This window comes from Rahnella sp. PAMC25559 (assembly GCF_050632365.1).
GTDB classification, from domain to species: domain Bacteria; phylum Pseudomonadota; class Gammaproteobacteria; order Enterobacterales; family Enterobacteriaceae; genus Rahnella; species Rahnella rivi.
Genome location: NZ_CP192543.1, coordinates 3,721,881 through 3,746,453 on the forward strand (window position 1 = coordinate 3,721,881; position 24,573 = coordinate 3,746,453).

The window sequence follows — 24,573 nt, forward strand, 5'->3', positions numbered from 1 at the left end:
TCGAGCCTAAGGTCTCGAAGCCGCTCCGTTCGGCAGGATTTTTTGATCGCGCCCTCCCACCTTTTTCAAAATCAAAACCAGATGAATGATGATTTCAAAATCAATATCAGATGAATGTTGAGCAACGCGTTTTGCTTTTAAAATGATCCGAACGGGTGAAGTTGTGACCCGGGAGTCAGTAGCCGCGTTCAGAAATCACGCCGGAGGGAGAGGTGAAAAACCGCGCGTTTTTTTGCGCGGGTTGTAACCCGACCGAAGGGAATCGCGCAGCGACGGGATTTTGCGGCAATAGCAGGAATACCTGAAACATAGCCTGTCTGCATGGCACGGGTTTGAAAAAGCGAGGGGAGTGCAGAGGGGAAAAGTCTTTCCCCTCTGCTCGGTTTCGGCGCAAAAGTTCAGGTAATCGCAGACAGTGAGAAACCGAAATATCCTCGATCAGCGTCAGCAATAAAAGCCCCCATTGCAGCGGCCCTCTGCAATTACGCCTCGGGGGCGATTTCCCCGCTCATCTGCGGCGGCTGCTTTCTGAAAGCATTGGTAATAAACGCCAGATAACCCAACCCGATAGCGCCCCACACCAGACCCAACGTCATGGAGCTGGATTCCAGGTTCAGCCACAACGCACCCACTGTCAGCGCACCAATCACCGGCAGGATCAGATAGTTGATGTGATCTTTCAGCGTACGGTTACGTTTTTCACGGATGTAGAACTGGGAAATCACCGACAGGTTTACAAAGGTGAATGCCACCAGCGCGCCGAAGTTGATCAGCGCCGTCGCCGTGACCAGATCAAAGGTCACCGCAGACATCGCCACCACGCCAACCAGCAAGACGTTGAAGGTCGGGGTACGCCATTTCGGATGCACATAGCCAAACAGTTTTTCCGGGAATACACCGTCACGGCCCATCACGTACAGCAGACGGGAAACACCGGCGTGCGCCGCCATGCCGGAAGCCAGAACGGTTACGCAGCTAAAGCACAGAATGACGGACTGGAAGAACTTACCGGCCACGTACAACATGATTTCAGGCTGCGAAGCGTCCGGATCTTTAAAGCGTGAAATGTCCGGGAAGTACAGTTGCAGGAAGTAAGACACCACAACAAAGATGATGCCGCCGATAAGCGCGGTCAGGAAAATCGCTTTCGGGATGACCTTGCCCGCGTTCGGCGTTTCTTCTGACAACGAACTGATGCCGTCAAAGCCGAGGAACGAGAAGCACAAAATGGTCGCACCGGTGATCATCGGCACCACGTGCGCGTTTTCACTGAAGAACGGCTTGGTGGTCGCCAGCGTCCCCATGCCCTCGCCCATGTAAACACCACGGACCAACAGCCCCAGGAACACCACCATGATCGCCACCTGCACCACCACAATAATGCTGTTGAGGTTAGCCACCACTTTGATGCCGCGCAGGTTGAACGCGGTCATCATCGCCACCAGTGCGGTAACGAATATCCACGACGGCACGCCGGGGAAGATCGCTTCCAGGTAAATTTTCGCCAGCAGGATGTTGATCATCGGCATGAACAGGTAGTCCAGCAGTGATGACCAGCCCACCATAAAGCCGACGTGCGGGCTGATGGCTTTTTGCGCGTAAGTATAAGCAGAACCGGCAGACGGGAAACGCTGCACCAGTTTGCCGTAGCTCACGGCGGTAAACAGAACGGCGATCAGCGCGAAGATGTACGCGGTCGCGACGTGACCATCGGTCAGGCCGGAAACGATGCCGAAGGTATCGAAAATGGTCATCGGTTGCAGATAGGCAAGCCCCATCATCACAACCTGAACCAGTGTCAGGGTTTTACGCAGTTGAACGCGCTGAGTGGCCGGAGCGGCAGATGTATTAGCAGACATGGCTCAGTCCTCCCTGAATTGCAGACACCGGGCGCTTAAACGCCTCTGAACGCAACGTACAGGGAAAACTTCGTGAGTTATTACCAGTAAACGGGGGATAGATCTTCACATCGCTGGAGACGCAAGTGAAGGCTGAGCGAATGTGGCCGCAGCGGAAAGAAGCACCGGCAGGCACCGGTACAGGTTTGAAATATTGCCCCATGTTACATTTCCTCATAGTGGCGACCGTTGTTAATTTGGGATCGCACACGAACCTTGTTATCTATCCGGATCTGGGTCCGGCCTCTGTTGAATTAGTTTGGGTACTGCACATACAAAAAAAATAACCGGCGCCTTTAAGCGTCGGTTATCTGCAGTGCGGCGTATTTTGCACAAATCACGCATGAATGACAAGATTCATAGGCTTTCAGTTACAAATTCTTTTCCAGATTTAAACATTCGTGCATGGATTTCCTCAAAGTGCGGGCACTGATAACGTAAAAACGGCGCCCGTGGTGAAGGAAATCAGGCGTTACGCAGCATCCAGTCGATTTCGGTTTCCGTCACACGGCGTTCAAACTGCAACAGCTCATCGAATTTACAGGCGTGATAGACCTGCGAAAAACGTTCGCCGAGGTACTTTTTCAGCGCCGGTTGTTCATCAAAATCATACAGGGCATCGCTCTGGCGGATGGGCAGCGGAATACCCTCCTGCTCCAGACCGTTCCCGGTGACCGGTTCCGGCAACGGCAGATCGTTATCAAGCCCGAACAACATGCCCGCCAGCACGGTGGCGACCACTAAATAAGGGTTGGCATCCGCACCGGCAACGCGGTACTCAACGCGATGATCGGCCACGCCGCCGCAGGGTACGCGCAGCGCGACGGTGCGGTTGTTATGCCCCCATGACGCCTGCGTCGGCACATACATGCCCGGCTGGAAGCGGCGGAACGCGTTGACGTTCGGCGCTAAAATCGCCATCGACGCGGGCATCAGGGCGATCATCCCGGCCAGTGAGCGTTTCATCAGTTCTGAATCCTGACCATCCGTATTGGCAAACAGGTTTTTGCCATTGTCATCGAGCACGCTGAGGTGGATGTGCATCCCGCTGCCCGCGTAGTCGTCGTAAGGTTTCGCCATAAAGGTGGCGTCCATCTCATGATTTTCCGCCACCAGGCGCACCAGACGCTTAAGCATCAGGGCGTAATCACAGGCGCGCAGAATATTTTCGCTGTGCTGCAAATTGATTTCAAACTGTCCCGGTGAGGACTCCGCCACGGCACCCGAGGCCGGCAAGCCCTGAATGTGTGCCAGACGGTCAATGTCACTCAGCACATCGGCAAAGTGATCGAGATTATCCACGGAATAGACCTGCGTATGCATGCTGCGCTCTTGCGTACCGGGCGTACACGGCGGCTGGATATAGCCTTCCGCATCGCGCTGCCTGTCGAGCAGATAAAACTCCAGCTCTACCGCTACCACCGGGAACAATCCCCGCTGGCGCAATGTTTGCCAGATATGATTCAGCACATTGCGGGGTTCAACGTCAAAGGGAGTGCCATCTTCGTCAAGCATGGTCAGCAACAGCTGGCCGGTGTGTTCGGGGTCAGACGCTGACGGCGTTAAGGTGCCGGGGACGGGAATACAGTTACGATCGGGTTCGCCAAGCTCCTGCCCAAGACCCGCTTCTTCCACAACATTCCCGAGAATGTCCATGGCAAAAACCGATGCCGGGAAATAACAGCCTTTTTCAAGTTTGCGCAGGGCGGAGATGGGAACGCGTTTGCCGCGGAAGGAACCATTGAGATCTGTGAGCAGGACGTCGACGTGAAGGGTTTGCGGGTGACGCTCCAGGTACTGGGTTACTTCATCCTGGAACGCGCTACTTCGCTCTTCAATGTGCTTAGCAAGAGAGGTGTTCTCGCTAATCTCTTTCTTAATTTCATTCATCAGTTCAGTCGCTTGCATAGGTTTTCCGCCATTTGCTGGATTCCGGCGTCAACGGCACCACCATGATGCCTGCCGGTTAAGCCTTACCGTTTGGTTGCTCTGTTCAACGCAGTTTTCTCATTTGTCATCTTCTTCTGGTGTGTCTGTTACCCGCTCGGCCATGCTCAAAATATAGGCCATATGATTAACCCTAGCCTTAACATAAATTTTTTGCAACACATACAATTCAGTAACAACTCTGTTTGAAAAGCCATCATGGCGCTGCTAAATTGGACAGAAGAAGGCCATCACCACTGATCAAATGCGTTAAAACAGCGTGCGGGGAGGCACGACCTGTTATTCCATTCACTTACTCAACGAGGCGGGACTATGGGCAATATATTTTCCACGGCATCAGCGGGGAAACAGACCAGCTACAGACCGATCATTGGGGTAGTCATGTGTGAGAATTCTGTTGATGAAAACCCTGCACTCACCGTTCACGAAAAGTATCTGGACGCCATTTTCAACGCCGACGCCCTGCCCGTCTGCCTGCCGCATGAGCTGGCAGCGCGCGAAGGCGCGATAGACCAGATCCTGCAAGGCCTTGACGGCATCTTCCTCACCGGCAGCCCCAGTAATATTGAGCCTCATCAGTACGGTGAAGAAGGTGTCGAGGAGCTTGCCGATCCGGGGCGGGATCGCCTGAGTCTGCAACTTATCCGCGCCACACTGGATAAGAAGATCCCGCTGTTCGCGGCCTGCCGTGGTTTGCAGGAGTTAGTGGTGGCCACCGGCGGCACGCTGCATCGCAAGGTACAGGAGGTGCCGGGATATATGGATCACCGCGAAGACACCACCCTGCCGCATGATGATCAATACAACGTTGTGCATCCGGTTCACATTGCACCGGGGGGATTACTTTCGGAATTGTTACCTGATTATCAGCAGTTTCAGGTGAATTCCCTGCACGGTCAGGGGGCGAAAAGTCTGGGCGCAGAACTGAATGTGGAAGCCCGTGCGCCGGATAATCTGGTGGAAGCCGTGAGTGTGCGCGACCATCCCTTTGCTCTGGGTGTGCAATGGCACCCTGAATGGCACAGCCTGACGGACCCGGTGTCCCGTCAGTTGTTCAACGCATTTATCAATGCCTGCCGCAAAGGCCATCAGGCCCGGAGCGCTCGCGAGGAATAGACGGATGAGCGAAGTCAGTCTGGCGCCTGGTCGCCGGCTTTCTGAAATTCGTCAGCAACTCGGCATGTCCCAACGCAAAGCCGCCGAGTTGTCTGGCCTGACGCACAGCGCCATCAGCACCATCGAGCAGGATAAAGTCAGCCCCGCCGTGAGTACGCTGCAAAAGTTATTACGGGTATATGGGCTGTCGTTATCGGAATTTTTTGCTGAAACGCGGGAAAGTGACAAACCGAGAATTGTCATTGATTCGGCGGAATTAATAGAAATCGGCAGCCGGGGAGTGTCCATGAAAATGGTGCACAACGGCACGCCAAACCACGCGGTCGCCATGCTGCTGGAAACTTATCAGCCCGGCAGTACCACTGGCGACAAAATCAAACATCAGGGAGAAGAAGTCGGTACGTTGTTAGAAGGAGAAATCATTTTAACCGTCAACGGTCAACGTTATCCGCTGCGTGCGGGGCAAAGCTATGCCATTAACACCGCTAACCCCCACAGCTTCAGTAATATTTCTACGCGGATTTGCAGGATAGTCAGTGCACATACCCCTAATACCTTCTAGTTGTCACCGGCTCCGGGCGTGGCAACGGGAACCCAAAGAAGGATGTCATTATGAGTGCTCAAACAGGAAGTCCCCGCGCCGTCGGTGCGCCTCACACCGACAGCTACTACGCCAGCTCCGTCAATGCGCATGCGCCCTGGCCGGAGCTGACTGACAATATTGAGTGCGATGTCTGTATTGTCGGCGCCGGTTACACCGGCATCTCTTCCGCTTTATACCTTTGTGAAGCCGGTTATGACGTGGTGGTGTTAGAAGCCGCCCGCGTCGGCTGGGGCGCCAGCGGGCGCAACGGCGGCCAGGTGGTCAATTCCTACAGCCGTGATATTGATGTGATTAAAGATCGTTACGGGCGGCAGACCGCAGATATGCTCGGCAGCATGATGTTTGAAGGCGCGAACATTATCCGTCAGCGCATCGACCAGTACGCCATTGACTGCGACTATCGCCCCGGCTGCGTGTTTGCCGCGCTGAGTTCACGCCAGCTGTCAAAACTGCGTGACCAGCAAAAGCTGTGGAACCGTTACGGGCATACCGAATTAACCCTGCTGGATGAAAGTGCCATCCGCCGCGAGATCGCCACCGACCGTTACGTCGGCGGGCTGCTGGATAAAAATGGCGGCCATATTCACCCGCTCAATCTGGTGCTGGGCGAAGCCGAAGCGGTGCGCCGTCACGGCGGGCGTATTTATGAAGGCTCGGCGGTGACGCGTATCGACCACGGCGACCCGGCGTTGGTCCACACGGCGAAAGGTCAGGTCAGAGCAAAATATGTGATCCTGGCCGGCAATGCGTATCTGAGCCAGCAACTGGCCCCGCGCCTTACGCGCCTCAGCATGCCGTGCGGTTCGCAGATTGTTGCCACCGAACCCCTGTCGGACGATATGGCGCTCTCCCTGCTGCCCAATAATTATTGCGTGGAGGACTGCAATTATCTGCTGGATTATTTCCGCCTCACTGCCGACAACCGCCTGTTGTATGGCGGAGGCGTGACCTATGGCGGCAAAAATCCGCCGAATATTGATTCAGTGATCCTGCCCAAGCTCAACCGCACCTTCCCGCAGCTTAAGGGCGTGAAGATTGATTACCGCTGGGGTGGCAATTTCCTGCTGACGCTCTCGCGCCTGCCGCAGTTCGGACGGCTGGAAAATAATATCTACTATATGCAGGGAGACAGCGGGCACGGGGTGACGCTCACGCATCTGGCCGGAAAGCTCATCACCGAGATGTTGCGCGGCGACGCCGAGCGGTTTGACGCCTTCGCCCGTCTGCCGCACATGCCCTTCTTCGGTGGCCGCAACTTCCAGGTGCCGTTCACCATGCTTGGTGCCGCTTACTATTCACTGCGTGACCGTTTAGGCGTGTAAAAAAGGCGTTCCCCGCGCGTGCGCGGGGCGGGGATTCAGCCTTTGCCGGACACCGGAAATTCCTCAGAGGTGCCCACTTCGGGCAACTCATCGAGTTCCGGCTGGATCCCTTGCGAAATGTAATCTTTTGCGGCCATTGCCTGCTCATTGCCCGCTGCATCACGGATAACCACATGTTTGATGCTGCCATCTTCCAGCACTTCACGGTGTACGCCGGTAAATTCACTCATTTGCTGCTCCTGTTGACTGATTGCAGATAGACTTCTCTCATCATTAAGCATAGTTTTTTATTCTTAAGTGCAACTAATAAAAATCCGAAATGACCCCAGCAAGGGGCTCATTTTCCTGATAAATTAGTCACCTCGTCACTGATGATGAAACCGCACTTCCCCCGCGCCAATCATGCTTTACAAGGAGAACACTCTTGGACGCCAGCACGATCAACACACTTTTCTTTATTGGCGCCCTGTTAGTCGCAGCGAGCATTTTGCTCAGTTCGTTCTCTTCTAAGCTTGGCATCCCTATTTTAGTCATTTTCCTCGCCATCGGTATGCTGGCGGGGGTCGACGGCATCGGCGGGATCGCATTCGATAATTATCCGGCAGCGTATCTGGTCAGTAACCTGGCGCTGGCGGTGATCCTGCTCGACGGCGGGATGCGCACACGGGCCTCGTCGTTTCGTGTCGCGCTGTGGCCTGCCCTGTCACTGGCCACCGTCGGCGTGCTGATCACCGCCGGGCTGACCGGCATGGCGGCGGCGTGGTTGTTCCACATCGATCTGATGCAGGGCCTGCTGATTGGCGCGATTATCGGCTCGACCGATGCCGCCGCCGTGTTCTCACTGATTGGCGGTAAAGGCCTCAACGAGCGTGTCAGCGCCACGCTGGAGATAGAATCCGGCAGTAATGACCCGATGGCGGTGTTCCTGACCATCACCCTGATCGACATGATTTCCAAAGGTGAACACGGGCTGAGCCTGATGTTTATCGTGGATGTGGTGCGCCAGTTTGGCCTCGGCATCGTGTTTGGCCTCGGCGGCGGCTGGCTGCTGCACAAACTCATCAACAAAATCACCCTGGCCGCCGGTTTATACCCGCTGCTGGCCTTCAGCGGTGGCCTGCTGGTTTACGCCGCTACCATGGCGCTGGAAGGCAGCGGTATTCTGGCGGTTTACCTGTGCGGGCTGATGCTGGGCAATATGCCGATCCGCAACCGCCACGGGATTATGCAAACCTTCGACGGGCTGGCGTGGCTGAGCCAGATTGGCATGTTCCTGGTGCTGGGATTACTGCTGACGCCAAGCGATCTGTTGCCCATCGCTGTCGCTGCCCTGGCGCTCTCGCTGTGGATGATCCTGCTCGCGCGGCCGCTGTCGGTTTTCGTCAGTCTGATCCCGTTCAAAAACTTCACCCTGCGCGAACGGTTCTTTATCTCGTGGGTTGGCCTGCGCGGCGCGGTGCCGATCATTCTGGCGGTGTTCCCGATGATGGCCGGATTGCCGAACGCCACGCTGTTCTTCAACGTGGCCTTTTTCATCGTGCTGGTTTCCCTGCTGGTGCAGGGTACGTCGCTGGGGTTTGCGGCGAAAAAAGCGAAGGTACTGGTTCCGCCGCAGCCGACGCCGATTTCCCGCCTCGGGCTGGATATCGATGTGTATAACGACTGGGAACAGTTTATTTATCAGCTGGGCTCGGAGAAGTGGTGCGTCGGCGCAGCGCTGCGTGATCTGCAAATGCCGAAGGAAACCCGAATTGCCGCCCTGTTCCGTGGCAAAGAGATGTTGCACCCCACCGGCAGTACGCGGCTCAAAGAGGGCGATATTCTCTGTGTCATTGGTCAGGAAAAACACCTGCCGGAGCTGGGTAAATTGTTCAGTGACAGCAATAAAGTGGTGCTCGACGACCGGTTCTTCGGTGATTTCATCTTGCAGGCCGATGCCCCTCTGGACGCGATTTCACAGCTTTACGGGCTGAATCTGGAAGAAACGGTGGATCAGTCGCAGTCGCTGGGGCATTTCGTGATCAGGTTACTGGGCGGTGAGCCGGTGATCGGTGATCATATTGAATGGGATGGTCTGACGTGGACGATTGCCGAAATGGACGGTCATCAGGTGAGTAAGGTCGGTGTGAGGATTGTGACGGAGAAAGCCTGAGGTCTGATTCTTTCCCCTCTTGCGAGGGGAAAGCCGGGATGGCCGGTGAGCCTTCCCAGATAATTCAAAGCAGATTACTGAGCAGCTTGCGGGTCTTTGTCGTAGTCAGAACAAGACTGGTAGCCTTTGTTCATGACATGACCGGTGTCGTTATAGCTGACGAAGTAAGTCTGTGCTTTACCATCACGCGGAGCCACTGCATACGTCTGGCAAGTGCCTTTCGCATGGATAAGCGTCGCTTCTGTTGATGGTGGCCCTGCAATAGCGCGAACCTGCGTTTTCGTCATACCGACTTTCACATCGCTGACCACAGGCTCTTTAACGTAGCTCGCTGCGCGGTCGTAAGTCTGACACCCTGCCAGTACAGAAACGGCTGTCGCCACCACAAGTAACATTTTCTTATTCATAACATCTCCTCCTGAGTACTTTTTCTATTTTTGTATAAGCAAGTTAAGCATAGAAGAGATAAGGCATTTATCCACTGAATATGACTTCTATTTGTTGAAAGCTACAGTTTTTAAGTTTTATCTGATAAGCCGCCTGCGGGTTTCCCCTCTTAAATCTGTCTGACGAAGATGATTTTCAGACAGTTATGTTCTATACATGAAAGAGGTAAGCCATTGAGAGAAAAGGAGCCCGGCCTGATGCTTGTGGATCGACGTCGGTTTGTCACGTTGCTGGGTGTCATCGCTCTGATGCCACTGCCGCGTATTGGATTTGCCACCCCACGGGAGGTTGCGATGGAGACTTTGCTGATTGATAAGCCGTCAGGGGGCGTGCCTAACAACCGGCTGCCGGTGATGATTTATCATCGCGTTATTCCGCCAAACGTTGCCGATAATGCCGACTATCTCGAGCACCTGTTCCGTTCCAACGGCTGGCCACCGCAGTGGCGCTACCCGGTCTACACCTTCACTCACTTCCATTCGAATACCCATGAGGCGCTGGGCGTGTTCGCCGGTTCCGCCACGCTGCAACTTGGCGGGGAAAAGGGAAAACTGATTGAGGTGAAAACCGGCGATGTGTTGCTGCTACCGGCGGGGATCGGTCATAAACAGATTTCCGCCGACGAGGATTTTATGCTGGTGGGCGCCTATCCGCCCCAGGTGAAAGCCGATCTCTGCCATGATGAGCCGTCACAGCTGGCGGCGCGCACCAAGGCGGTCAGCGCCGTTCCGCTGCCTGCCACCGATCCGGTGACCGGGCACAGTGAAGGCAGCATGATTACCTGGCACACGAAATAAGCGGGAATGTGCGCGCGGCAAAGGCTTATCCGCCTGCCCCCAGCGCAAAGCGCGCCACCGCTTTTTCCAGCCGTTGCGACTGACTCAGCAGTTGCCGCGAAGAGGCCGCTGCGTGATCGGCCAGCTTACCGTTTTGCAAAGTGACCTGATTGAGCGCGGAAATGCGTTCGGAGACATCGTGAACACTTTGCCCCTGATACAGGGTGGCGGCTGAGATCTCTTCCACCAGCGCGCTCAGGCCGTTAAAGATGGCGATAATTTCTTCCAGACTTTTCCCCAGCACCGTCACCGAGGCCGAACCGCGCCCGATTTGCTGCACGGAGTCATCAATCAGCTGATGAATGCCTCTTGTTGAATGGCTGCTTTTCTGCGCCAGCAGGCCAATTTCTTTCGCCACCACCGCAAACCCGCGCCCGTGTTGCCCGGCGTGCGCCGCTTCGATTGCGGCGTTCAGCGCCAGAATATTGGTCTGAAACGCCACGTTATCGATCATCGAGACAATTTTACTCATCTGTGAAGACTGGCTGACGATCTGCTTCATCGCCGTATCCACCTGCCCCATCACCTCGCCGCCGCGTGTCGCCACGTTTTTGGCCTGCCCTGCCCGCTGGCTGGCCTGTTGTGCGTGGGCGGCGTTTTCTTTCACCCGTTCATTGAGCTGGGTGATATGCCCGGTGGCCGCATTCAGCTCCTGGCTCTGGATCGCCGCCTGTGCCGACAGCGCCTCGTTGCCCTCGGCCATCTGATTGATGTTCACTAAAATATGCGCTGACGCATCGCGCACTTCGCTGACCAGCTTTTGCAGGCCGCGTTGCATATCGCGCAGGCTCACGCCCAGTTCGCGCATTTCGGTGACCCGCGAGTGATCATCTTTCACCTCGCGGGATAAATCCCCGGCGGCCAGCACGCTGATGTGGCCAATCATCCGCTGTAACGGGCGGATAACCCAGGCGGAAACACCGCGCCAGACCAGCACCGCGATCACCGCCAGCACGGCAAGGGCAGCCATAAACAGGGTTTTCGCCTGAGTCAGCGCGTTAAGCAGCCGGTCGCTGAGTGAAACGGCGGTGTGCTCGTTCACGGCCAGATAGGCGTAATACTTCTGGCTAAAATCGTCCTGAAATGCCTGAACCGGCACTTCAAAGAAGGCATCAATATTGTTGTTTTTTTGCAGTCCGTCCGACTGTTCGCGCAGCCCGTCGTAGAACATCTGATAGCTGGCTTTCAGTTCTGTGGCGGCCTTGTCACTCTCTTTCGTCATCTTGCCGAAGCGGGCGAAGGCTGTCCGGGAGGCGCTGAGCGACGCGAGCGATTCCTCCAGCAGGCTGTTCCAGCTGCCCACTGAGCCGCTTTCTTTATCCTGCATGTAATAAATACCGGCTCGGTTCAGCTTGTCGCTCGCCATCAGCAATTCCATGCGGGCTTTGTCCATCACGGCTTGTTGCTGACGCAGACTTTCAGTGGCAATGACGTTGTTACGGGCATCCCTGAGGATGTTGGTGAGCACCAGCGTGGAGAATATCTGCAAAGCAGAAAACAGGGCGATAACGCAAATTACCCCGAAAAGTATGCCGCGCGGACGCTGAGTGAAAACGGATCGAAATAATCTGCTGAATCTGGCTTTGCCAGGTAAGGAACTGAGCGTTAATATCATGATTATTCTGCATTATTTTAAGGAAGTGGCAGAATTTTACGCTCAGGAAATGACAGAAATATTTCACGGACAGCAGGAGACTGTCCGCAGAAGAAAGGAGGCAGCCGTCAGTTCAGAGGGCGCTGCATAATACTGACCCGCTCGCCGTTCACTTCTCGTTGTTCCACTTCCTGCCAGCCGAGACGCCCGTATAATCCCTGCTGATCGGGGGTATACAGCCACAGCGTATCAATGCCGGCCGCGCGTGAACGCGCAATGCAGGCTTTCACCAGCGCCGTGCCGATGCCTTTTCCGCGCAAATGATGACAGGTAAACACTTCGCCCAGCCAGTATTTGCGCTCCGCGACATCGCTGAGTTCATAACGCATCACGCCCGCCGTGCCCACCACCTGCTCTTTCTCATCAAGTGCGATCAGCACGCACTGACGGCCACGGCTGCCAATCCGTTGCACAAGGCGTTGGCGGATATAATCTTTTTGTGCCCAGTGTGCGAAGTCAGACCATTCGCCGTGCAGATATTCGGTGACCGTCTCGAGGTAATGCGGAACATCGGCAAGGCTGGCGATTTTTACGGTGTCGTTGCCGTCGGGAGAGGTGTTTTGAGTCATGGAGAAACCGTTTTAAACAATCAGGGGGAACCAATTTGCGGATTCCCCCTGAGCCTGTCAAGTCGTTGGCTTAAGTTAACTCATTAAACTTTAGGGAAGATCCACACATGCTGTTCCGGTAAGGCCAGATGGCAATGCTGCGGATCGCGCACTTCTGCACCGTAGGCGCGGATAACGAAGTCATCTCCGGCAGTGCGGAACAGATACTCCCAGCGGTCACCGAGGTACATGCTGGTCAGCAGCGGTAATTCCAGCTGATTATCCCCCGGACCGCCCGCCAGCACCACGCGCTCGACGCGGATCACTGCCGTCCCCTCCTGCCCGCTTTGCACCCCTTCGCCCGCCTGCCCCCATAATACCCAGCCTTTCCCTTCTATCCGCGCTTTGCCGTCGCGGACTTCGGTCACTTTGCCGTGCAGACGGTTGTTGCTGCCCATGAACTCGGCGGTAAACAGCGTTTTCGGCGAACCGTACATTTCCTGCGGTGTGCCCTGCTGTTCGATTTTGCCGTTATTGAGCAGCAGAATGCGATCCGAAATCGCCATCGCTTCGTTCTGATCGTGGGTCACCATCAGCGCTGACAGCCCGAGTTTGATGATCAGTTCGCGCAGGAAAACCCGTGCTTCTTCGCGCAGCTTGGCATCGAGATTCGACAGCGGTTCATCAAGCAAAATCACCGGCGGGTTGTAAACCAGTGCGCGGCCAATTGCCACCCGCTGCTGCTGTCCTCCGGAAAGCTGATGCGGATGGCGTTTGCCCAGATGCCCCATCCCGAGCTGATCCAGTACCGCCTGCACGCGCCGGGTAATTTCCCCGGCAGAGACTTTGCGCAGCTTCAGCGGATAGGCCACATTCTCAAACACGGTTTTGTGCGGCCACAGCGCATAAGACTGAAAGACCAGCCCGAGATTGCGCTCTTCGGCGGGAATTTCGCTGCGCGGCGTGCCGTCGTAGACTCTGTTTTTGCCGATGATAATGGTGCCCTGTGTCGGTTTTTCCAGCCCGGCAACCGCACGCAGTAAGGTGGTTTTGCCACTGCCGGAAGGCCCGAGCAAGGAGACCACTTCGCCACGTTTCAGATCCATGGACACGCCTTTGAGCACCGGATTGTCGCCGTAGGTTAAGTGCAGATTCTCGACCGATAATTCAATCATGTAATTTGACTCCAAAACGAAGGGCAATACCCAGACCTAACACCACCAACAGGATGTTAATAAAGGAGAGCGCGGCGACGATATCAATGGCACCGGCCGCCCACAGGGAAACCAGCATCGAGCCAATGGTTTCGGTACCCGGCGAAAGCAGATACACACCGGTGGAATATTCACGCTCAAAAATCAGGAACATCAGCAACCACGAGCCGATCAGCCCGTAACGCGACAGCGGAATGGTGACGTGGCGGGTGATTTGTCCGCGGGTCGCACCGGCACTGCGCGCAGCCTCTTCCAGCTCCGGCCCGACCTGCAACAGCGTCGAGGAGATCAGCCGCAACCCGTATGCCATCCACACCACGGTGTAGGCCAGCCAGACGCTGAAAATGGTGCTGCGCAGCGATCGCAGCCAGACCACCAGATTGTCACGCAACCACTGCGACCACGGCATACCGGAAAGCCAGCCGGATTTGAGGGCGTTATCAAGCCACATCGGCAGGAACAGGAACACCCACAGGAAAGCCAGACCGGCCAGCAGGCCCGGTACGGCACGCGGCACCAGTACGCTGTAATCGAGGAAGCGGGTGACACCGTCCGGTTTACGGTGCATGGCGATGCCGATAAACAGGTAACAGGCCACCGCCAGCGCGCCGCCGATAACACCAATTGCCATTGAGTTGACGATGGCGCGCAGCAGGTTCGGCTGCTCCCAGATGGTACGGAAAGTATTGAGCGACAGCTCATCCCACAGCGACACGCCAACCCCCCAGTTGGAGATAAACGCGCGCAGTACCACACCCAGCAATGGCACGCCAATGGTGACCGTCAGCCAGAATGCCACCACCGCACCGGCCACCCAGCGCCATTTACCGAGCGGCAGAGCGCGTGCCTGCGACGCTTTACCTTTCACGGTGACAAAACGGTTGGCGGTGCGCATCAGGCGGCGCTGCAACATCACCAGCGGGATAGTGATGCAAATCAGCACAACCGCCACGGCAGCCATCAGGTGATAAGACGGCGTCCCGAGCTTGTTGGTCAGCTGATACAGATAGGTCGCCAGCACCATGTTGCCTTCCGGATCGCCCAGCACCAGCATCAGGCCGAACACTTCCAGCCCGAGGAAAAACAGCAGCACGGTGGCGTAAAGAATCGACGGGCGCACCATCGGCAGACTGACGGCGGTCATCACCTGGAGCGGCGAAGCACCGGCGGTTCGCGCGGCTTCCTCAACATCCGACCCGACGCTGCGCAGCGCCGAGGAAATATAGAGATAGGCGTGCGGCACGTGCGTCAGACCCGCAATCACCACGATGCTCGACATGTCGTAGATGTTCCATGGCACGAAACCGAGGATGGCCTGCGCCCACAACGAGAAGAACCCGACCGGCCCGGCGGCAACCACGTAACCGAAACCCAGGACCATCGGCGAAACGAAAATCGGCACCAGGATCAGCGGCTCAATCAGACGTCTGCCGGGGAGATCGGTGCGCACCATCAAAAACGCCAGGATGCCGCCAAGTGGAATGGCGATCACCACCAGCCCGAACGCCAGAATAAAGCCACTTTTCAGCGCTTTATAGAAATAAGGATCGGTGAAGATAAATTCAAAAGACTCAAGGCTCCATTCTTTGGACGGGGAAAAGAACGGCGCGGAGAGAAAACTTTGTATCACGATGAACGACAACGGAATGTAGATAACCAGAGCGGTTATCAGCACCACGATGCCACGCGGCAGGCTTTGCCACTTTCTGCGCAATGCATTCATGTTACTTCCCTTCGGTTAGCAGCGAAATCAGGCAAGAGAAAGGGAGGCGCGCAGAGCTGATGCGCGCCCCAACTGCTATTTTTGGGCAGCGGCGCGCCACTCTTTGATGTAAGCGAGGCGTTTTTTCTGTTGCAGGTATTCCAGCAGGGTTTCGTCCACCGGAATGGGCTTGAGGGCGTTGCCTAACATTTTGGTCATGCCGTCGATGTCGTTTTTACCTTCGATATCGTTACGGATAGACGGAATGTCGGCCTGATTCGCCAGAATGCTTTGGCCTTTTTCCGACAGCACATAATCCAGCCACAGTCTGGCGGCGTTACTGTTTTTCGATTCCTGGCTGATGAAGGAAACGCGGGAAAGCACCAGGGTGTAATCCTTCGGATAGGAGATGCCGAGCGACGGATCCGTTTTGGCGCGGGCTTCTGCGTAAGAACCGAGGATGTTAAAGCCGATCAGATTTTCGCCGGAAGAAACGCGCTCCATCATGGTGCCGGTTGACGACTGCACCGCTAAACCGCCTTTGGCGACGTCAGCCAGCGTTTTGAAATAGTTCGGATCGGCTTTGAAATCCTGCACGGACAGCATAAAGCCGAGGCCAGATTTCTCGATGTCGTACGTCGTGACCTTTTTCCTGAATTTATCGGTCTGGCTGGCAATCAGTTTCGCCAGCGCTGCGTGAGAATCTGGCACGTCACCGGCCGGGATCAGACGCTTGTTATAGATAAACACCACAGGTTCGTAAGTCGTGCCGTAGGCTTTGTCTTTCCACACCGCCCACTTCGGCAACTGACCCTGTTCCGGCGATTTATATTCCTGCGCGTAATCGGTGGCCAGTTTCAGCGCGGTGTCCATGGAGGAGCTCCAGACCACGTCGCCGCTGGTACCGCCCGCCGCCTGTTCGCTGATATAACGGTTGTACAGTTCAGTGCTGTTCATGTCGTTATATTCAACTTTAATGCCGGGATAGGCGGCCTCGAAGCCCTGAATCAGAGGGCCCGCCGCTTTGGTATCGGTGGTGGAGTACACCACGACTTTGCCTTCTTTGGTCGCCGCATCGACGATTTTTTGATAGTCGGCCGGATAGCCCTGAGGTAATGCAGACATGGCAGAGGAAGACATCATTACAGCCGCAGCAATCAGAGAGAATCGTAATTTGTTCGTCATTATTGTTAACCTCTAGTTACATTTGGGAAACTAAAAATCAACATAGCGCATAACCTCTGGCAGGCAATAGGGTAAATTTTTTATCTTCCCGAAGTGTGATTCGGGGCGTTTTTTAGGCAATTAACTCCATTAACACCACGACAAAAAACGCAAACAGGTCAGCGGCGTGACCTGTTTGCGTGGCTGTAAAATACGATTATTTGAAATAGCCGGCGGTGTCGATATCGGTCAGGAGATCCTGATGTTCAGGTTTCCAGCCCAGAACCTCGCGGGTGATCTGGCTGGAAGTCGGGTTGTTCAGTGAGGCGAAATGAGTAAACCAGCCAAAATGTTCTCCCGCCTCCTGCGCATTTTTACTCACCACCGGCAGGTTAAGGTGTTTGCCAATCAGGGTGGCGATCTCACGAAACGGCACGCCTTGTTCTGAATTCGCGTGATAAATGGCGTTCGACGCGCCCTTTTCCAGCGCCAGCACAAACACGCGGGCGGCATCCAGCCGGTGAACGGCTGGCCAGAGATTTTGCCCTGCGCCGATATAGGCGGATTCGCCCTTTTGCCGCGCCATGGCAATGACCATCGGCACAAATCCGTGGTCACCCGCGCCATGCACCGACGGCGGCAGACGCACCAGCGAGACGTGCACGCCCTGCTCTGCCAGCGCTGCGGCCGCCCTATCTGACGCTATGCGCGGGTTTTGCCCCTGCGGATCGGGTAAATCGTTTTCCGTCGCCAGGTGACCGTTACTCACCAGCGCAGTGCCCGAGGTGACGATCAGGGGTTTATCTGTGCCTTTCAGCGCGGCACCTAACGCGCCAATCGCCAGCCGGTCTTTTTCGCAGTTCTCCAGAAATCGTGAAAAGTCATGGATAAACGCGGTGTGGATCACGCCGTCGGCCTGCGCTGCGCCTGAGGCCAGACTCTGCAAATCTTCAATACTGCCGCGATGCACGTCGGCACCCTCGTCGGTCAGCGCCTGCGCCGAGGCCTCTGAACGCGCCAGCCCCAGCACCTGATGACCGGCCTGCAGCAATGCCTGCACGACCGCAGAACCGACAAAACCTGTTGCACCTGTAACGAATACACGCATCTCGAATTCCCCTGTTGTTGGCTAAATTTGCTGTGGCTGAAAATGGGTATGCCTGAGTGAGCAAACTATAGGCGCTGGAGAAAAGACGATCTATGCGCTAATGTCCGCATTATCTTTGCAATCGTCCGGAGCCGCTGATGGATCCTCTTTCTGATGTGTTGTCACTGCTGAAGCCACGCAGTTATATGTCCAAAGGTTTTGAAGCCGGTGGCGCATGGTCGGTGCAATTCCCCGATCATTATCAGTCGATTAAATGTAACGCGATCATTACCGGTGAATGCTGGCTGGCGGTCGATTCCGTGCCAGGCGCCGTGCATCTGAAAGCCGGAGACTGCTTTGTGTTACCGGCTGGCCGCCCGTTCCGGCTCGCCAGCGATCTCTCTATTCCGCCCGTCGATGCCGGGCCAATTTTCCAGCAGGCGCGGGATGGCGGAACGGTTTCCTGCAACGGCGGCAAGGATTTTTTCCTCACCGGCAGCCGGTTTGCGGTCAGCGGCACCCACGCCTCTACCCTGCTGGCGATGCTGCCGCCGGTGGTGCACATCTCGAAAGAATCTGACAAAGCCAGTTTGCGCTGGGCGGTTGAGCGGATGATGGAGGAGTTGCGTGAGCAGCGGCCAGGCGGATTGCTGATCGCGCAGCATATGGCGCACATGATGCTGGTGCAGGCGCTGCGGATGCACGTCGATAACGCAGCGGAAGGGGAAAGCAGCGGCTGGTTTGCCGCGCTGGCTGACAGGCAACTCTCCAAAGCGCTGAATGCAATGCATGAAAACCCGGCGCAGCGCTGGACGGTGCAGACGCTGGCGGAGCAGGCAGGCATGTCGCGCTCGGTGTTCTCGCAGAAATTCAAGCTGGCCGTCGGCAGCGCGCCGCTGGAATACCTGACCCGCTGGCGGATGTTGCTGGCCGGTGACCGGCTGACAAACAGCAAAGAACCGGTATCGGCGGTGGCGTTGTCGCTGGGTTATGAATCAGAAAGCGCCTTCAGTACGGCGTTCAAACGGACACTCGGGTGTTCACCAAGGCAGTACGGGCAGCAGCAAGCGGGCTGACATCATATGAAGAGAACGGGAAGTGACAAATGGATGTGCCGAATGACAGGCACAAAAAAAGCCGCTAATTGCTTAGCAGCTTTGATGTGTTGTTTATGGCGGAGGAGGAGAGATTCGAACTCTCGAATGGTTTCCCATCGCCGGTTTTCAAGACCGGTGCCTTCAGCCGCTCGGCCACCCCTCCGTAAACAACAAGCACTTTGCGACGTCAGTCGTTCAGTACGGGGCGTAGTATACAAGACCGGAAAAAAGATGCAAACATTATTTTCAGTCTAGTTTGTTGATTTTATGAGCATTTAAAACGCATGCCCTGACGCGTGCCTGAATAACAGGCACAAAAAAAGCCGCTAATTACTTAGCAGCTTTCTTGTGTTATTTATGGCGGAGGAGGAGAGATTCGAACTCTCGAATGGTTTCCCATCGCCGGTTTTCAAGACCGGTGCCTTCAGCCGCTCGGCCACCCCTCCGCAACGAAGCGAACTATAAACAGTGCCGATCCGCTTGTAAAGTCTGATTCTGTTCGTTTGCCTGAAAAACAGGCATTCTGTTCATAAGCGGCGATTTAAGCATCATTTCGGTGATTCTGACGTCAGGAAACCGCGCCCTGCACGCCCTGAGCAGGTAAAGAAGGGTAAAACGTCTTTAATGACGCGGCGCAACTACTTACACTCCAATCTGACTGTATTTTCACCGACTCCAATCCTTTTATAAGAGTGAGAATTTTATTATGGATCGTTACGTTGCCTCTTCGTCATCGCGCGCAGGCTCGTTGTTAAGCACACACCGGGTATTGCGTAACACCTATTTCCTGTTAGCCCTGACTCTCGGCGTTTCGGCGATCACTGCGACGGCGAGTACGGTGCTGAGATTGCCTTCTCCCGGCTTTCTGCTGACGATCGTCGGGTTTTATGGCCTGATGTTCCTGACCTACCGCACGGCTAACAGCCCGGCAGGTATTCTTTCCGCTTTCGCGTTGACCGGCTTTATGGGCTACACGCTGGGGCCATTGTTAAGTTCACTGCTGGCCGCCGGTGCCGGTGACATTATTATGCTTGCCCTGGGCGGTACGGCGCTGGTGTTCTTCTGCTGTTCGGCTTACGTGCTGACCACGCGCAAAGACATGTCGTTCCTGTCAGGCATGATGATGGCGGGCTTTGTGGTGCTGCTGGTGGCGGTTGTCGCCAACCTGTTCCTGCAAATTCCGGCGCTGTCTCTGGCGATCAGCTGCCTGTTCATTCTGTTCTCCGCAGGCGCGATTTTGTGGGAAACCAGTAATATTATTCATGGCGGCGAAACCAATTACATTCGCGCTACTGTGAGTTTGTATGTCTCGCTGTATAACGTGTTTGTCAGCCTGCTGAGCATTCTGGGTCTGTCATCCCGTAACTGATTGCTTTTCTTAGTTGTCGTCCGATGTAAATTGCAGCCCCGCCTTCCGGCGGGGCTTTTTATTTTTTCACGCAGACCTTTTTTGCTAAACTGCCTGCTGCATTTTTACAGGTTTGAGGTTGTATGCTGGAGTTTGACGGTCAGGTTATTGAAACCGACGCTCAGGGTTACCTGAAAAACAGTAAAGACTGGCAGGAAGGCATGGCGCCACTGCTGGCAGAAGAAGAAGGGATCGTGCTGACAGATGCCCACTGGGAAGTCGTGCGTTTTGTGCGGGACTTTTATCTGGAGTTTAATACCTCGCCCGCCGTGCGGATGCTGGTCAAAGCCATGGCGCAAAAATATGGCGAAGAGAAAGGCAACAGCCGTTATCTCTTCCGGCTGTTCCCCAAAGGCCCGGCCAAGCAGGCGACAAAAATCGCGGGCCTGCCTAAACCGGTGAAGTGCCTGTAACCCCCGCGCCTCAGTATTTGATTTTGAACTCCTTATAATCGCCGGGTGCGGTCGGCTCACTGAGCACACGATCCACCCGCGCATGTGTCGGCCCGCCGGCTTTCAGCCAGACTAACAGCTGTTCCACCTTTTCCTGCTCCCCGCACGCCACCACTTCGACGCTGCCGTCATCAAGGTTTTTGGCGTATCCGGTCAGCCCCAGCGCGGTGGCCTGATGTTGTGTTGAAAATCGAAAACCGACACCCTGCACCATGCCGTAGACCCAGGCGGCTATACTGACTGTTGACATAATTATCTCTCCGTTAGCGGTATGGTTCGTTGCAATTTCACCTGCATGACCGGACAATGTCGCTCTTTTTTGTCTCCGAACTGACAGAACCTAATTTTATGACTGCACGTTTAATTCTGGCCAAAGGCCGCGAAAAATCTCTTCTGCGCCGCCATCCGTGGGTGTTTTCCGGTGCGGTTTCACGCATCGAAGGTAAAGCCAACTCCGGCGACACTATTGATATTGTAGACAGTCAGGGGAAATGGCTCGCGCGCGGCGCTTATTCTCCGTCGTCGCAAATCCGCGCCCGTGTCTGGACTTTCGAACCGCAGGAAGAGATCGACATCGATTTCTTTATCCGCCGTCTGCAACAGGCGCAAAGCTGGCGTGATTATATCGCCAAACGCGACGGGCTTGACGGTTACCGCCTGATTGCCGGTGAGTCTGACGGCCTTCCGGGCGTGACGATTGACCGCTTCCAGAATTTCCTGGTGTTGCAATTACTTTCTGCCGGGGCTGAATATCAGCGCGCGCCGCTGATTGCTGCCCTGCAACACTGCTACCCGGAATGCGCCATCTGGGATCGTTCCGACGTCGCGGTGCGTAAGAAAGAAGGCATGGAAATGGTGCAGGGTCATGTGCTTGGCGATGAGCCGCCTGCCCTGCTGCCTATCCAGGAGCACGGCATGAGCCTGCTGGTGGACATCAAAGAAGGTCATAAGACCGGTTTCTATCTCGACCAGCGCGACAGCCGCCTGGCTGCACGCCACTATGCGGCAGGCCGTGAAGTGCTGAACTGCTTCTCCTACACCGGCGCCTTTGCCGTGTCGGCGCTGATGGGCGGATGCACGAAAGTCACTAACGTTGATACCTCGCAGGCAGCGCTTGATGTGGCGCGTCAGAACGTTGAGCTGAATAATCTGGATCTGTCGAAAGCAGAATTTGTGCGTGAAGACGTCTTCCAGCTGCTGCGTAAATACCGCACCGAAGGCAGATTGTTCGACATGATAGTGATGGATCCGCCTAAATTCGTAGAGAATAAAAATCAGCTGGCGAGCGCGTGTCGCGGCTATAAAGATATCAATATGCTGGCGCTGCAGCTGCTGCGTCCGGGTGGTATCTTGCTGAGCTTCTCCTGCTCCGGTTTACTGCCCACTGACCTGTTCCAGAAAATCCTGGCCGATGCCGCGCTGGATGCGCATCGCGAAATTCAGTTTGTTGAGCAGTTCCGACAGGCGGCCGATCACCCGGTCACGGGCGCTTATCCGGAAGGTCTGTACCTGAAAGGTTTTGCCTGCCGGGTGACTCACTGATTGATCACGGTGTGCCCTGACAGGCGCACACCGGAGAATCTTTAGCGGATTAAGTGGTCAAAACTTGAAACAGCGCGTTTTATCTCCATATAGAAGATAAGACGCTAATTTCAGGAGATGACTATGATTGCCAGTAAATTTGGTATCGGCCAACAGGTCCGCCACAGAATGTTGGGCTATTTGGGTGTGGTAATCGATGTCGATGCGGAGTATTCGCTGGACAAACCTGACGTCGCTGAACTTGCCACTGATGACTCCCTGCGTGCGGCCCCCTGGTACCACGTGGTGATGGAAGATGAGGAAGGCCAGCCAATCCATACTTATCTGGCCGAAATACAAATCGATCACGAAGCGGCACGGGCGCATCCGGAACAAACGTCTCTGGATGATTTAGCTGCCTCGGTGCGCAGTCAGCTTCAGGCCCCTCGCCTGCGTAACTGATGTCTTCGATTACAGATGTGAAAAACCGGCCTTTGCAGCCGGTTTTTTTACGCCATTTTTTTGTGCGTTACCGCAAAAAATTTATTTAATCCCCAGTCGCGGGATTTCAATTTTCGGGCAACGATCCATAACCACTTTCAGCCCGGCTTCTTTCGCCAGAACCGCCGCCTGTTCGTTGATGACGCCGATTTGCAACCAGAGAACTTTGGCTTTTATCGCGATCGCTTCCTGCGCGACGCCGTAAGCGGCTTCAGCATTGCGAAATACATCGACCATATCCACCGGATGCGTAATGTCAGCCAGCGTGGCGACCACCTTCTGCCCCAGCAACTCTTGCCCTGCGAGTTTTGGGCTGACAGGCGTCACCTGATAACCCTGCGAAAGTAAGTACGCCATGACGCCATAACTAGGACGACCCGGATTATCGCTGGCGCCGACCAGCGCGATGGTTTTCACATCCTGCAGAATGTTGCGAATCTCATTATCTTGCACGGGATTTTCTCCTTTGACCTGTCTGAGCTAAGTGTAACTCAGCATTGTTATTCCGGCAGGCTGGCGGACAAAAAAGCCAGAAGACCGTCGTGGCGCGCCGTGTGAATTTAAAACATTTTGTAAAACTTTGACACACAATCACCGTTACTGAATAATAGAGGATGAACAACGTTGTGTTTGAGGAGAGAAGAATGAAAGTCTGTCATGCGCTGGTCGCATTAGCGAGTCTCAGCCTGATGGCGTCAGCTTCGGCGACCTCACTCAAACTTTCCCCAGACGTTGACGTGCTGGTGATCGACGGCAAACTGATGTCAGGCGCCATTCTCAAGGGGGCGGAAAGCCTCGAACTCGACGGCGGACAGCATCAGATCCTGTTTCAGGTCAGTAAAAATATTCATACTGCCAGCCCGCAGCCGCCTCAGCTTTATCACTCTCCGGCCTTTATTGTGACCTTCAGCGCACATGATAACCGCTCTGTCTCCTTTGTTCTGCCATCGCTCAGTAATGAAAAAGAGATGGCGCAGTTTAGCCACGCGATGAACTACCAGCTGGTGAATGAACAAGGACGTCAGATTAAAACCCAGCGTGATGTACTGAATATGTTTAATGCAGAACGCCTGGCTGACGCTGAAAAATTGATGATGACCTATAACCTTTCCGGTGCACGCGCGGCGGTGCCTGCTTTTGCCAAAAATAATTCAGACAGAAAAACGGCAATGACGCACGAACGCCCTTCACAAATCGAAATGACCTATCTTCATCCGCTCTGGACCCGTCTCGCCGCCAATGCGGGTATCGAACAGTTTCTGCTCTGGTTCAGGCAACCAGAAAAACAGGAACGGGCGTAGTAACGTCATCTGCATCACGCATTTTCTTCCTTAACGCCAAATTATTGCCCCCGCGCTATGCAGTAAAACCCAGTTTCAGTATTCTGTGAGCCACTTTTACTTTCGCGTTGAAGGGAATTAGATGGAATTCACAACCCGCACGATCGCCAGCCAAAAGCATATTGCGCTGGTCGCCCATGACCACTGCAAAAATACGCTGATGAAATGGGTGGATAAAAACGTCGCTGAGCTTTCAAAGCACATTCTTTATGCCACTGGTACAACCGGAAATCTGGTTCAGCGTAACACCGGAATTAACGTCAAAAGTATGCTGAGTGGTCCGATGGGTGGCGATCAGCAGGTCGGCGCGCTGATCGCGGAAGGCAAAATTGATATGCTGATTTTCCTGTGGGATCCGCTCAATGCCGTTCCGCATGACCCGGATGTGAAGGCGTTGCTGCGTCTGGCGACGGTATGGAATATTCCTGTGGCGACGAACATTTCTACCGCTGATTTTCTGATTCAGTCGCCGATGTTTCAGTCGGAAGTTGAAATCACCATTCCAGACTATCAGCGCTATTTGTGGGCACGCCTGAAAGAATGAAGGATAAAAGGCCCGGAGC

At 55.0% G+C, this 24,573-nt stretch carries 25 protein-coding genes and 2 tRNA genes; 13 read left to right on the forward strand and 14 right to left on the reverse strand.

Features of this window, described 5'->3' with window-relative positions:
* Nucleotides 1–482 precede the first annotated feature (482 nt).
* Nucleotides 483–1,859: an APC family permease gene (locus tag ACQZQY_RS18335; RefSeq protein WP_056769390.1), complete on the reverse strand. Its 1,377-nt coding sequence runs from the start codon at nucleotides 1,857–1,859 to the stop codon at nucleotides 483–485.
* 504 nt (nucleotides 1,860–2,363) lie between these two features.
* Complete coding sequence (locus tag ACQZQY_RS18340; RefSeq protein ID WP_431297211.1) at nucleotides 2,364–3,788, reverse strand: glutamine synthetase family protein; 1,425 nt, start codon at nucleotides 3,786–3,788, stop codon at nucleotides 2,364–2,366.
* A 369-nt stretch (nucleotides 3,789–4,157) separates the two neighbouring features.
* On the opposite strand from ACQZQY_RS18340, the gene puuD reads away from it, so the two are divergent.
* The 3 genes from puuD to ACQZQY_RS18355 are packed head-to-tail and all read left to right on the forward strand — an operon-like array spanning nucleotide 4,158 to nucleotide 6,887.
* Nucleotides 4,158–4,961, forward strand: coding sequence for a gamma-glutamyl-gamma-aminobutyrate hydrolase (gene puuD / locus ACQZQY_RS18345; RefSeq protein ID WP_056769388.1), 804 nt, complete (start codon nucleotides 4,158–4,160; stop codon nucleotides 4,959–4,961).
* A gap of 4 nt (nucleotides 4,962–4,965) precedes the next feature.
* Nucleotides 4,966–5,523: an HTH-type transcriptional regulator PuuR gene (gene puuR / locus ACQZQY_RS18350; protein WP_056769385.1), complete on the forward strand. Its 558-nt coding sequence runs from the start codon at nucleotides 4,966–4,968 to the stop codon at nucleotides 5,521–5,523.
* A gap of 50 nt (nucleotides 5,524–5,573) precedes the next feature.
* A complete protein-coding gene (locus ACQZQY_RS18355) occupies nucleotides 5,574–6,887 on the forward strand; it encodes an NAD(P)/FAD-dependent oxidoreductase (RefSeq protein ID WP_431296164.1) in 1,314 nt (437 codons plus the stop codon).
* A 35-nt stretch (nucleotides 6,888–6,922) separates the two neighbouring features.
* On the opposite strand, the gene ACQZQY_RS18360 is transcribed toward ACQZQY_RS18355, so the two are convergent.
* Nucleotides 6,923–7,117, reverse strand: a complete 195-nt coding sequence (locus tag ACQZQY_RS18360) for a hypothetical protein (protein WP_056769381.1) — start codon at nucleotides 7,115–7,117, stop codon at nucleotides 6,923–6,925.
* 194 nt (nucleotides 7,118–7,311) lie between these two features.
* On the opposite strand from ACQZQY_RS18360, the gene ACQZQY_RS18365 reads away from it, so the two are divergent.
* The gene (locus ACQZQY_RS18365) at nucleotides 7,312–9,039 is read left to right on the forward strand and encodes a potassium/proton antiporter (RefSeq protein WP_056769379.1); all 1,728 of its coding nucleotides are present in this window, start codon (nucleotides 7,312–7,314) and stop codon (nucleotides 9,037–9,039) included.
* Between the two features lie 74 nt (nucleotides 9,040–9,113).
* Here the strand turns inward: ACQZQY_RS18365 and osmE are convergent, their stop codons facing one another.
* Entirely contained in the window at nucleotides 9,114–9,446 is a 333-nt protein-coding gene (gene osmE / locus ACQZQY_RS18370) for an osmotically-inducible lipoprotein OsmE (protein ID WP_056769377.1), read from the reverse strand.
* Nucleotides 9,447–9,683: 237 nt separating this feature from the next.
* Between osmE and ACQZQY_RS18375 the strand changes: the two genes are divergently transcribed.
* The gene (locus ACQZQY_RS18375) at nucleotides 9,684–10,283 is read left to right on the forward strand and encodes a cupin (protein ID WP_431296165.1); all 600 of its coding nucleotides are present in this window, start codon (nucleotides 9,684–9,686) and stop codon (nucleotides 10,281–10,283) included.
* Between the two features lie 25 nt (nucleotides 10,284–10,308).
* Here the strand turns inward: ACQZQY_RS18375 and ACQZQY_RS18380 are convergent, their stop codons facing one another.
* The gene (locus ACQZQY_RS18380) at nucleotides 10,309–11,937 is read right to left on the reverse strand and encodes a methyl-accepting chemotaxis protein (protein WP_431296166.1); all 1,629 of its coding nucleotides are present in this window, start codon (nucleotides 11,935–11,937) and stop codon (nucleotides 10,309–10,311) included.
* Here ACQZQY_RS18380 and ACQZQY_RS18385 point away from each other — a divergent pair.
* Nucleotides 11,870–12,067, forward strand: a complete 198-nt coding sequence (locus tag ACQZQY_RS18385; protein WP_217204040.1) for a hypothetical protein — start codon at nucleotides 11,870–11,872, stop codon at nucleotides 12,065–12,067. The two genes, ACQZQY_RS18380 and ACQZQY_RS18385, sit on opposite strands and share 68 nt — an antisense overlap.
* Here ACQZQY_RS18385 and ACQZQY_RS18390 read toward each other — a convergent pair.
* The 5 genes from ACQZQY_RS18390 to ACQZQY_RS18410 form a co-directional block, all read right to left on the reverse strand.
* Nucleotides 12,045–12,545, reverse strand: coding sequence for a GNAT family N-acetyltransferase (locus ACQZQY_RS18390; protein WP_082465670.1), 501 nt, complete (start codon nucleotides 12,543–12,545; stop codon nucleotides 12,045–12,047). The two genes, ACQZQY_RS18385 and ACQZQY_RS18390, sit on opposite strands and share 23 nt — an antisense overlap.
* A gap of 83 nt (nucleotides 12,546–12,628) precedes the next feature.
* The gene (locus tag ACQZQY_RS18395; RefSeq protein ID WP_431296167.1) at nucleotides 12,629–13,699 is read right to left on the reverse strand and encodes an ABC transporter ATP-binding protein; all 1,071 of its coding nucleotides are present in this window, start codon (nucleotides 13,697–13,699) and stop codon (nucleotides 12,629–12,631) included.
* A complete protein-coding gene (locus ACQZQY_RS18400; protein ID WP_431296168.1) occupies nucleotides 13,692–15,461 on the reverse strand; it encodes an ABC transporter permease in 1,770 nt (589 codons plus the stop codon). The genes ACQZQY_RS18395 and ACQZQY_RS18400 overlap by 8 nt, the downstream gene beginning before the upstream one ends.
* A 75-nt stretch (nucleotides 15,462–15,536) precedes the next feature.
* The gene (locus tag ACQZQY_RS18405; protein WP_431296169.1) at nucleotides 15,537–16,625 is read right to left on the reverse strand and encodes an ABC transporter substrate-binding protein; all 1,089 of its coding nucleotides are present in this window, start codon (nucleotides 16,623–16,625) and stop codon (nucleotides 15,537–15,539) included.
* 196 nt (nucleotides 16,626–16,821) lie between these two features.
* Complete coding sequence (locus ACQZQY_RS18410; RefSeq protein WP_431296170.1) at nucleotides 16,822–17,712, reverse strand: SDR family oxidoreductase; 891 nt, start codon at nucleotides 17,710–17,712, stop codon at nucleotides 16,822–16,824.
* A gap of 137 nt (nucleotides 17,713–17,849) precedes the next feature.
* Here ACQZQY_RS18410 and ACQZQY_RS18415 point away from each other — a divergent pair, with 137 nt between their 5' ends.
* Nucleotides 17,850–18,767 carry an AraC family transcriptional regulator gene (locus ACQZQY_RS18415; RefSeq protein ID WP_056769363.1) on the forward strand — a complete coding sequence of 306 codons (918 nt, stop codon included), beginning with the start codon at nucleotides 17,850–17,852 and terminating at the stop codon, nucleotides 18,765–18,767.
* Between the two features lie 96 nt (nucleotides 18,768–18,863).
* On the opposite strand, the gene ACQZQY_RS18420 is transcribed toward ACQZQY_RS18415, so the two are convergent.
* Together ACQZQY_RS18420 and ACQZQY_RS18425 are read right to left on the reverse strand one after the other, a co-directional pair.
* A tRNA-Ser gene (locus tag ACQZQY_RS18420) sits at nucleotides 18,864–18,951 on the reverse strand.
* A gap of 195 nt (nucleotides 18,952–19,146) precedes the next feature.
* Nucleotides 19,147–19,234, reverse strand: a tRNA-Ser gene (locus ACQZQY_RS18425).
* A gap of 260 nt (nucleotides 19,235–19,494) precedes the next feature.
* On the opposite strand from ACQZQY_RS18425, the gene yccA reads away from it, so the two are divergent.
* Together yccA and tusE are read left to right on the forward strand one after the other, a co-directional pair.
* Complete coding sequence (gene yccA / locus ACQZQY_RS18430) at nucleotides 19,495–20,157, forward strand: FtsH protease modulator YccA (protein ID WP_056769361.1); 663 nt, start codon at nucleotides 19,495–19,497, stop codon at nucleotides 20,155–20,157.
* A gap of 122 nt (nucleotides 20,158–20,279) precedes the next feature.
* Nucleotides 20,280–20,609 (forward strand): sulfurtransferase TusE, encoded by a 330-nt coding sequence (gene tusE, locus ACQZQY_RS18435; protein ID WP_056769359.1) that lies wholly within the window; start codon nucleotides 20,280–20,282, stop codon nucleotides 20,607–20,609.
* Nucleotides 20,610–20,619: 10 nt separating this feature from the next.
* Here the strand turns inward: tusE and yccX are convergent, their stop codons facing one another.
* The gene (gene yccX / locus ACQZQY_RS18440; RefSeq protein ID WP_056769357.1) at nucleotides 20,620–20,898 is read right to left on the reverse strand and encodes an acylphosphatase; all 279 of its coding nucleotides are present in this window, start codon (nucleotides 20,896–20,898) and stop codon (nucleotides 20,620–20,622) included.
* A 98-nt stretch (nucleotides 20,899–20,996) separates the two neighbouring features.
* Here yccX and rlmI point away from each other — a divergent pair, with 98 nt between their 5' ends.
* Together rlmI and hspQ are read left to right on the forward strand one after the other, a co-directional pair.
* Nucleotides 20,997–22,190, forward strand: a complete 1,194-nt coding sequence (rlmI, locus tag ACQZQY_RS18445) for a 23S rRNA (cytosine(1962)-C(5))-methyltransferase RlmI (RefSeq protein ID WP_056769356.1) — start codon at nucleotides 20,997–20,999, stop codon at nucleotides 22,188–22,190.
* 123 nt (nucleotides 22,191–22,313) lie between these two features.
* Nucleotides 22,314–22,631 (forward strand): heat shock protein HspQ, encoded by a 318-nt coding sequence (gene hspQ, locus ACQZQY_RS18450; protein ID WP_056769354.1) that lies wholly within the window; start codon nucleotides 22,314–22,316, stop codon nucleotides 22,629–22,631.
* An 81-nt stretch (nucleotides 22,632–22,712) separates the two neighbouring features.
* Here hspQ and ACQZQY_RS18455 read toward each other — a convergent pair whose 3' ends face one another.
* On the reverse strand, nucleotides 22,713–23,123 hold the full coding sequence (locus tag ACQZQY_RS18455) for a CoA-binding protein (RefSeq protein ID WP_431296171.1): 411 nt from the start codon (nucleotides 23,121–23,123) through the stop codon (nucleotides 22,713–22,715).
* A 191-nt stretch (nucleotides 23,124–23,314) separates the two neighbouring features.
* Here ACQZQY_RS18455 and ACQZQY_RS18460 point away from each other — a divergent pair, with 191 nt between their 5' ends.
* Nucleotides 23,315–23,971, forward strand: coding sequence for a YccT family protein (locus tag ACQZQY_RS18460; RefSeq protein WP_136375181.1), 657 nt, complete (start codon nucleotides 23,315–23,317; stop codon nucleotides 23,969–23,971).
* A 121-nt stretch (nucleotides 23,972–24,092) separates the two neighbouring features.
* A complete protein-coding gene (mgsA, locus tag ACQZQY_RS18465; protein ID WP_056769348.1) occupies nucleotides 24,093–24,554 on the forward strand; it encodes a methylglyoxal synthase in 462 nt (153 codons plus the stop codon).
* Nucleotides 24,555–24,573 lie beyond the last annotated feature (19 nt).

Excerpts from the sequence above, each read along its gene's own strand:
- ACQZQY_RS18390 (WP_082465670.1), bottom strand. The coding sequence starts at position 12,545 with ATGACTCAAAACACCTCTCCCGACGGCAACGACACCGTAAAAATCGCC.
- ACQZQY_RS18355 (WP_431296164.1), top strand. The coding sequence starts at position 5,574 with ATGAGTGCTCAAACAGGAAGTCCCCGCGCCGTCGGTGCGCCTCACACC.
- tusE (WP_056769359.1), top strand. The coding sequence starts at position 20,280 with ATGCTGGAGTTTGACGGTCAGGTTATTGAAACCGACGCTCAGGGTTAC.
- ACQZQY_RS18335 (WP_056769390.1), bottom strand. The coding sequence starts at position 1,859 with ATGTCTGCTAATACATCTGCCGCTCCGGCCACTCAGCGCGTTCAACTG.
- ACQZQY_RS18405 (WP_431296169.1), bottom strand. The coding sequence starts at position 16,625 with ATGACGAACAAATTACGATTCTCTCTGATTGCTGCGGCTGTAATGATG.
- yccA (WP_056769361.1), top strand. The coding sequence starts at position 19,495 with ATGGATCGTTACGTTGCCTCTTCGTCATCGCGCGCAGGCTCGTTGTTA.
- mgsA (WP_056769348.1), top strand. The coding sequence starts at position 24,093 with ATGGAATTCACAACCCGCACGATCGCCAGCCAAAAGCATATTGCGCTG.
- puuR (WP_056769385.1), top strand. The coding sequence starts at position 4,966 with ATGAGCGAAGTCAGTCTGGCGCCTGGTCGCCGGCTTTCTGAAATTCGT.
- ACQZQY_RS18415 (WP_056769363.1), top strand. The coding sequence starts at position 17,850 with ATGGATCCTCTTTCTGATGTGTTGTCACTGCTGAAGCCACGCAGTTAT.
- ACQZQY_RS18380 (WP_431296166.1), bottom strand. The coding sequence starts at position 11,937 with ATGATATTAACGCTCAGTTCCTTACCTGGCAAAGCCAGATTCAGCAGA.
- ACQZQY_RS18395 (WP_431296167.1), bottom strand. The coding sequence starts at position 13,699 with ATGATTGAATTATCGGTCGAGAATCTGCACTTAACCTACGGCGACAAT.
- ACQZQY_RS18460 (WP_136375181.1), top strand. The coding sequence starts at position 23,315 with ATGAAAGTCTGTCATGCGCTGGTCGCATTAGCGAGTCTCAGCCTGATG.
- ACQZQY_RS18410 (WP_431296170.1), bottom strand. The coding sequence starts at position 17,712 with ATGCGTGTATTCGTTACAGGTGCAACAGGTTTTGTCGGTTCTGCGGTC.
- puuD (WP_056769388.1), top strand. The coding sequence starts at position 4,158 with ATGGGCAATATATTTTCCACGGCATCAGCGGGGAAACAGACCAGCTAC.
- osmE (WP_056769377.1), bottom strand. The coding sequence starts at position 9,446 with ATGAATAAGAAAATGTTACTTGTGGTGGCGACAGCCGTTTCTGTACTG.
- ACQZQY_RS18375 (WP_431296165.1), top strand. The coding sequence starts at position 9,684 with ATGCTTGTGGATCGACGTCGGTTTGTCACGTTGCTGGGTGTCATCGCT.
- ACQZQY_RS18360 (WP_056769381.1), bottom strand. The coding sequence starts at position 7,117 with ATGAGTGAATTTACCGGCGTACACCGTGAAGTGCTGGAAGATGGCAGC.
- rlmI (WP_056769356.1), top strand. The coding sequence starts at position 20,997 with ATGACTGCACGTTTAATTCTGGCCAAAGGCCGCGAAAAATCTCTTCTG.
- ACQZQY_RS18400 (WP_431296168.1), bottom strand. The coding sequence starts at position 15,461 with ATGAATGCATTGCGCAGAAAGTGGCAAAGCCTGCCGCGTGGCATCGTG.
- yccX (WP_056769357.1), bottom strand. The coding sequence starts at position 20,898 with ATGTCAACAGTCAGTATAGCCGCCTGGGTCTACGGCATGGTGCAGGGT.
- hspQ (WP_056769354.1), top strand. The coding sequence starts at position 22,314 with ATGATTGCCAGTAAATTTGGTATCGGCCAACAGGTCCGCCACAGAATG.
- ACQZQY_RS18340 (WP_431297211.1), bottom strand. The coding sequence starts at position 3,788 with ATGAATGAAATTAAGAAAGAGATTAGCGAGAACACCTCTCTTGCTAAG.